General features: G+C 52.9%; 5 protein-coding genes and 1 pseudogene. 2 read left to right on the top strand and 4 right to left on the bottom strand.

What is annotated here, in order from left to right; all coding sequences use genetic code 11:
- Both IKB43_06350 and IKB43_06345 read left to right on the top strand, forming a co-directional pair.
- The coding region (locus IKB43_06350) for a nucleoid-structuring protein H-NS (protein MBR2469755.1) at positions 1–642 on the top strand (642 nt) is incomplete at its 5' end.
- A gap of 9 nt (positions 643–651) precedes the next feature.
- On the top strand, positions 652–1,662 hold the full coding sequence (locus tag IKB43_06345) for a class I SAM-dependent rRNA methyltransferase (protein ID MBR2469754.1): 1,011 nt from the start codon (positions 652–654) through the stop codon (positions 1,660–1,662).
- Here IKB43_06345 and IKB43_06340 read toward each other — a convergent pair.
- From IKB43_06340 to IKB43_06325, 4 genes and pseudogenes are all read right to left on the bottom strand, one after another.
- On the bottom strand, positions 1,659–3,104 hold the full coding sequence (locus IKB43_06340) for a sigma-54-dependent Fis family transcriptional regulator (protein MBR2469753.1): 1,446 nt from the start codon (positions 3,102–3,104) through the stop codon (positions 1,659–1,661). The genes IKB43_06345 and IKB43_06340 overlap by 4 nt on opposite strands.
- Before the next feature lie 3 nt (positions 3,105–3,107).
- Complete coding sequence (locus IKB43_06335) at positions 3,108–3,482, bottom strand: response regulator (protein ID MBR2469752.1); 375 nt, start codon at positions 3,480–3,482, stop codon at positions 3,108–3,110.
- The gene (locus IKB43_06330) at positions 3,460–5,832 is read right to left on the bottom strand and encodes a hypothetical protein (protein ID MBR2469751.1); all 2,373 of its coding nucleotides are present in this window, start codon (positions 5,830–5,832) and stop codon (positions 3,460–3,462) included. The genes IKB43_06335 and IKB43_06330 overlap by 23 nt, the downstream gene beginning before the upstream one ends.
- A 193-nt stretch (positions 5,833–6,025) precedes the next feature.
- Positions 6,026–6,238, bottom strand: a pseudogene (locus tag IKB43_06325) (SPASM domain-containing protein).
- Between the last annotated feature and the right edge of the window lie 123 nt (positions 6,239–6,361).

The raw sequence follows: 6,361 nt of genomic DNA, 5'->3' as shown, positions 1-6,361 counted from the left end.
GCAAGTGAGAGCCCCTACCAGATGTTCCGCGTGGCAAGCTATGTGAAGAACATCGACAAGGGTATCGACATGGTGAATACCTTCCACGAAATGGGTTACGAAACCACCCTCAACATCATGGCGGTGAGCCGTGACCGCGGTCCGGAACTGGACGAGGCGCTCCACCAGGTTCAGGAAGAATGCAAGGCTGATGTCCTTTATCTCGTCGACAGTTTTGGAGCATTCTATCAAGAAGACATCGATAAGGAACTGGCCCGTTACAAGAGCATCGTGAAGAACAAGAAGTTCGGTTTCCACGGGCACAACAACCAGCAGCTGGCTTTCAGCAACACCATCCAGGCTATCATCAACCATGTGGATTACCTGGACGGTTCCGTGTCTGGCATGGGCCGAGGCGCTGGCAATTGCACTACGGAACTGTTGCTCAGTTTCCTCAAGAATCCCAAGTACGACTTGCGTCCGGTGCTGGATGCCATCCAGGAACTGTTCTTGCCGCTCCGCGACAAGTACGAATGGGGTTACATTATCCCGCAGATGATTACGGGTATGCTGAACCGCCATCCGCAAGATGCTATTGCCATCCGCAAGACCGAAGACAAGGACAACTACCGCAAGTTCTACAATCATATGATGAATGACTAGCTGTATCCATTGGCCGGCCTGACAGACATATTCCGCATTGCTGCAGACAAGCGGTCATCTCTTTTAGAGGTGACCGACGCTTGTCGTTTGTTCAACGGGGTTGGTGACGGTATTCCCGGAGTGACGCTGGACCGTTTCGGCGACCGCTATCAGTTGCAGTTCTTTTCTGCGGATGCAGTGAAGAATTACGAACAAATTAATAAATCCGTGCTGGACTTGTTCCAGCCGGAATTTCTGGTGGCCAAGTTCCGTACCGACCCTTCGGGCCGTTCGCTGGAACACCCCCGTATGGATGTGGTGGCGGGTTCGGCGGAACTTGCCCGCGGGACTGTCCGCGAAGGCAAGGCCCGCTTTCACGTGGACCTCTTAGACACGGTGAATCCGGGGCTGTTCCTGGACATGCGGGATGTACGCCTGGAAGTTTGTGAGCGGTTCGGCCAAATGTCTTCGGAAGGCGCGTCCGGTAGCGATGGCACCGCCGAAGGTTCTGGCCGAGCTCTGCGATTCTTGAACTTGTTCAGCTACACCTGTTCCTTTTCGGTTCACGCCCGCCTAGGTGGCGCCGAAGTCGCCACCAACGCCGACATCAGCGGTAAAATTCTGGACAAGGGCCGCGAGAACTATGCCTTGAACGGCCTGGACCTGCGCCCTGGAGAATTTTTCAGGGGATCTGCCCTGGAGTATGTCCCTTGGGCCCTGAAAAAGGGACTCAAGTTCGACGGAATCGTGCTGGATCCGCCCAGCTTTGCCCGGTTCAAGGGCGGTAACTTCAACGTGCGGGAACACCTGCTACCTCTGGTGTCCCAGTGCGCGGGGCTCTTGAAGGCCGGCGGATTTTTTATGGTGAGTTCCAACTACAGCGAATTTGCGCTGGATAAATTTTCGGCAGATGTCCTTTCGGCGGTCCGTAGCGTATGTTCCAAGGCATGCACGGCCTGGAAACGCTCCCAGGGCGTAGATTTCCCCGGTGCAGGACTCTCTAAGGAAAGTTCCCTGGTGGCAACACTGGTGGAAGCCTAGTCTTCTACCGCAATCTGCAGTTCTTTGAGTTTGCGCCACAGGGTGGCGCGGCTGATGCCCAGTCGCTTGCAGACTTCGGTCTTGTTGTTCTTGCAGACGCTCAGGGCGTGCAATATGTGCCTGCGTTCCATCTCTTCGAGGGAAAGGATTTCGCTTTCGTCTTCGTCGCTTTCGCCCTTGTTGCGACCCGACTCTTGCTTGGGCGAGGTGTTCGAAGGCTGCAACGGGATGGCGGCCACTTCCTTCGCTTCGCTTTTCTGGTGGGCGATGGCCAGCGTCTTTTCGCGAGCTTCTTCTTGCACGCTTTCGGGCAAGTCCTCGAGCCTGATCACACCGTCTTCGGAAAGCACAATGGCGTGCTCCACGATATTTTCCAGCTCGCGGATGTTTCCGGGATAGGCGTACTTGGAAAGGGCGTACTGCGCCGCCGGCTCCAATTCTTTAATCTCTTTGCCGGTAGCTTCCTGGTTCTTTAAGACAAAGTAACGTACCAGCGTCGGTATTACCACACGCCGTTCCCTGAGGGGCGGCAGGTGCAGGTGGAAGGTGTTCAGCCTGTAGTACAGGTCTTCGCGGAAGTTGCCCTGTTCCATGGCCTGCTGAAGGTCACGGTTGGTGGCCGCCACGATGCGCACGTCCAGGTAGCGGGCCTCGGTTTCACCGACGCGACGGATTTCGCGGCTCTGTAAAAAGCGCAAAAGCTTGACCTGGGTAGCGGGGGAGAGCTCGCCCACTTCGTCCAGGAACAGCGTGCCGCCGTTGGCGGATTCAAAAAGGCCTTTCTTGTCGGCGGTAGAACCCGTGTAGGAGCCCTTCTTGCTTCCGAAGAGTTCGCTTTCGATCAGGTTTTCGGGAATAGCGCCGCAGTTTACCGCCACGAAGGGGGAACTAGCCCGCTTGCTGTAGCGGTGGATGACGTTGGCCAAAAACTCCTTGCCCGACCCGGATTCGCCGGTAATCAGGACGGTACTCGTGGTGGGGGCAATCTTGTAAACCGTCTTGAGGATTTTCCGCATCTCGGGGGTGTCTCCCAGGAGGCTGTCCAAAACCTGGGATTCCATGAGCTGGTGGGTGGAGTTGTTCTGCTGTTGCGCCTGGATTTTCTTGGCGATGTCTTCCAGCTGCTCCACGGTGGCGGGTTTCATCAAGAAACTGTTGGCGCCTCTCGCTATGGCGCTGGTGGCGCCCGGCCAGTTCTTGCTGTCGCAGAGCACAAAGATCTCGATGCCGGGGTTCTTCTCCTTCAAGAAGCTGACCATGTCCATGTTGGAATGGGTCAAAAGGGGAACCTCTATAAACGCAAGGTCTATAGAGTCCTTCTTGACGAGAGGCATTAGGGATTCCCTGTCGCTGCAGAGGATAAGTTCCGTGTCCTTTAAGGACCAGGAACGCCGGATGTCGCTGATAAAGGAATCGTCTAAATCGGCGATCAGAATATTCATGGATTAGCTGTGGCTCTTGATGATTTCGTCCACCTTGTCGCGGAGGGCCTGCAAGTCTATGGGTTTGTTGAAGGTGGCGGCAACATCAAAATGCTGGGCGGTCACCAGGTAGTCATCGGCGGCAGTGCGTCCGCCACCGCTCACGGCGATGGTCCGGTCGCTCATGCCCATGCGGCGTAAGTCCAAAATGACTTCGTAGCCGTCTACGTCGGGCATGATGATGTCGGTAATGATGACATCGTATTTCTTGTTCTGGTAGAGAGCCTTGCCTTCTTTTCCGTTGGCGGCGGTTTCCACTTCGTAACCCTTGATTTCCAATGCGGACTTGAGCATCAGATTGAACTGGGTGTCGTCATCAATAATTAGAACTGTGGACATTTTGTTCCCCTTGAGATTCGTTATACAGTGACCAATATAGATTAAAAATAGTTCCTTCGCCAAGCCTTGTCTGCACGGTTAGATAGGCATTTCCCTCTTTTAGCAGGCGAAGCGCCGAAGAAAGGCCCAGGCCCAGACCCTCGCCAGGAGCCTTGGTGGTAAAGAAGGGCGAGAAAATTCGTTCCAGCGTGTTGGAATCCATGCCGGTACCGGTGTCCGCTATGGTAAACTTGGCGTAATTTCCGGGTGGGATAGGCGGAGCGTAGGGCGTAATCAGCTGCTGTGCCAAGGATTCTTTTTCTAGCCCGAAGGTCAGGGTTCCGCCCATCTCCTTCATGGCGAAGAGAGCGTTGTTGGAAAGGTTGCTGATAATGCGGTCCAGGGCGGCGGGGATTCCCGAAATGCGGATGGACTTGTCCATCTTGCTGGAACTGATGGAAATGTTCGGCGGAAGGGTCAGGGAAAGCTTTTTCTTCACGTCGTCGATAATCATGTAAGGGGCGAAAACGATGACGTCGCCGGAACTCTTGGCCTGGCCGCGTATGGTGTTCAGCAGTTCTTCTAGCGAGACTTTCCCCCGCTGGGCGGCCTTGGTGGCTTCTGCCACGAAGTTTCCGGCGGTGAGCACCTTTTTCTTGATGCCGTCGTCTACTTCTTCGGACTGGATGGCGCCAAGCATTTCCGATGCCAGCTGGCAGAATCCGATTTGGGATCCCAGGATGTTGTTGTAGTCGTGGGCGAAGGCTCCGCAAAGGGTGCCCAGTTCTTCGAGCCTGGAATGGATGTTCTTTTGTTCCTGGAGAATGTTCCTTTCCCTTTCTACGCGCTTTTGGTCGGTCATGTCTATCTTGATACCGATGACCTTGTAGGGCGAATGCTTGGAAAGGATGGGGATAAACATGTTCTCGAATATGGACACAAATTTTCCGGAGTTGATTTGCACGTTGGCTTCGTCTTCGGAAATTTCTTCGCCGTCCAGAAGTTCATAGCTGGTGTGGCTGTTGGGGTTGCCCTTTTCCCGGGCCTCCAGTTCGTAGCTTGAAATGCTTTCGGCGTCGTCTGTGGTATGGAACAGGTTGCCCCGCTTTTGCAAGTCCCGCTGGTTTTGCGCCATATAGACGCCGTGCTCGTTCTTGGCCCAGAATTGGAAGGGGAGCGCGTTGATGAGGGTGTTGAGGAACGATTCGTTTTCGTTGGATTTTTTCTGGGAACTGTCCAGACGGTCCTGGTAACGCAGCAAGTCCTGTTTGTATTCGGCGAACTGGGCGTTCAGGGATTCGATACGTTGCTTGTATAGCAGGGAGTTGCTCTGGTCGCTAAGCAGAAGCACGTTGGTGAAGGTAGTCAAGGACTTTTGAATACGGTAGATGCTCACGTTGAAGGAGTGCTGCTCGTTCAAAATCTTGACATTGACATTACTCTTGCTGCCTTCGTGTTTGATATCCAGCCCGGGCAGCAGATCTTGGATTTTCTTCTTTTGCATGTCGGTTTCGGTCATGCGGAAAAGGGTTTCAGCCGCAGGGTTTGCCGTGATGATGTTCCCTTCGTTGTCAAAGGAAAAGTAACAGTCGCCCACGTCTTTCCTCAACTTGTCCAAGAACCAAGAGGCACTCTTGTTCCTGAAAGATATGGAGGTGTAGTATTGCCCGCAGATAATGGTCAGGAATAGGTACGAGAACTGGTACCACAGCATAAAGTGGCTAGTTTGTCCGCGCTGGATGAAGGGAATAAAAAAGTCGAAGAGCAAAGGGATGATGACGAAGAAGGCGAGGGCGCCCGTCATGTAGATGCTGATTTGGCTTTGGGCCTGGTCGCTGGTGCGCAGGGCATTCCGCAGCAACACAAAGATGCTGCGGAACAGTTCCGGGAAAACGAAGATGAAAAAGAAGATGCTGAAGAGAACGAAGTTCGGCCGGTGGGCGAATATTTGATGCCCGAACAGCGAAAAGTCGGTAATGAGGGCTGGGTGCAGGCATAAAATTGCTGTTGAAACGGCTGCCAAAACGACGCCGAAAATATTGAAAATATTCCAGAGAAGGTTGGATTTTGAATGGAGGTTCAATAGGGCCACCTTGTAGATGGTATTGCCCGCCTGTATCCAAATCATGGCCTGTAGCCCAAATACGATTTGTCCGCCGAGACCGGGGTGGTTCCCGCTAAAGAACAGCGTGCCTACAAAGGCAAGTATGTTCCAGGCGATGATGGTGATTACCAGGTAGCGGACGGCAAAGGGAAGAGACGAAACTTTGATTTTTTGCCCCATCATGGTGGAATACGAGGCGGCAAGGATAATTGCGACCAGGGAGAGCACCAAGGTAATGGGCGAATGGATAAACAGGGTCTCGTTCATAACTATTGTAAATATAATTTCATTTTGACAAATGTGATGAAAATCGCAATGTGATTTCTGTTACATTGAAAAATGGAATATTCTTTCTAAAATTGAGTCATGCTCAAGAACCTGACAACAAACACATTTCTTGCGAACTTCATTGCCGTTTTCTCGGGTCTGGTGCTTTTTTTGGTGACTTTCTAGGCGTTTTTCACTTGAAACGCCTACAAAAAGAGCAGTTTTGGCACAACGGGTGGCGCAGTTCGTGCTTTTGAAAGCCTTCTCGCAGATTTTGGGCGAGGGGGCTTTTTAATATCTCGGTCAGGGACTGTTCTTGGATGTTTCCCAGGGTGATTTGCCCCTGGTAATCCAGACAGCAGGGCACAACCCGCCCATCGTGAAGGATTCCTACATGGGTTTCTAACTGTCATCATCTGCATAATCGGGTGTTCCGCCGTTGTCTTTTACCGTAATTGTAACGCTTCCCGCGTCGCAGGGCGCATTTACGGTACCGGAAAGTCTGCCCATCATGGCACCAACTGTAAGT

The organism is Fibrobacter sp. (genome assembly GCA_017503015.1).
GTDB lineage: Bacteria > Fibrobacterota > Fibrobacteria > Fibrobacterales > Fibrobacteraceae > Fibrobacter.
This window is presented reverse-complemented; position numbering and strand designations above follow the sequence as displayed.

What these genes read in the sequence shown, in the direction of transcription:
- IKB43_06340 (MBR2469753.1), bottom strand. Translation starts at nt 3,104, where the DNA reads ATGAATATTCTGATCGCCGATTTAGACGATTCCTTTATCAGCGACATC.
- IKB43_06335 (MBR2469752.1), bottom strand. Translation starts at nt 3,482, where the DNA reads ATGTCCACAGTTCTAATTATTGATGACGACACCCAGTTCAATCTGATG.
- IKB43_06330 (MBR2469751.1), bottom strand. Translation starts at nt 5,832, where the DNA reads ATGAACGAGACCCTGTTTATCCATTCGCCCATTACCTTGGTGCTCTCC.